2 protein-coding genes are annotated in these 532 nt (G+C 63.9%); both read right to left on the reverse strand.

All coding sequences use genetic code 11. From position 1 onward, the window contains the following. Positions 1 to 325, reverse strand: a 325-nt coding sequence (locus DS839_RS36080; RefSeq protein WP_368912146.1) for a hypothetical protein, incomplete at its 3' end; no start/stop codon positions are given. After that, a partial coding sequence (locus tag DS839_RS37170; RefSeq protein WP_368912147.1) for a hypothetical protein occupies positions 325 to 532 on the reverse strand: 208 nt, incomplete at its 5' end. The genes DS839_RS37170 and DS839_RS36080, both read right to left, overlap by 1 nt.

Here is a 532-nt window from a genome sequence, read left to right on the forward strand (position 1 = left end):
CCCCGTCAAGCGTGCGCAGCGCCCTCGGAAGCACGCCTCCGCCCAGTCCGAGCACGAGGACTCGGCGTGGCGATTCCGTGATGTACAGGCCCGTCAGCAAGCCTCGTGTGTAGTTGAGCACGAGGCGCGTCGGATTCGCGATTTCGATGCACGTCTGCCGGGCGTGCAGGCGACCAAACTTCATGCACCTGTACCCATCGCCTTCGGCGACGAGGATGTTCCGGTAAAGCGACTTTTCCTGATAGACGATGCGGGACGCGCTGAACCGCTCGCCATCAGCACTGGCTGCGCCTTGCCCTGCGGCCAAGGCCAAGGCAGCGCCCATCAGCAGGCTTCGCACACGCACGCGCTGGCCCTCCGCCGTTCGGCCCTGTCTGCGATGAGCAGGGTTGCTCCAACCGCGCCGGATGCGCAGATCAGGCTCAGGATGATGGTATTGATCTCCAGATACAGCACGAAGTAGAACGAGGTCAGGATCGTTCCCGCTGCTGACCCGAGGGTGGAGACAAAATACAGCACGCCCGCCGAGCGG

The sequence above is a fragment of the Taklimakanibacter deserti genome (assembly GCA_003574785.1).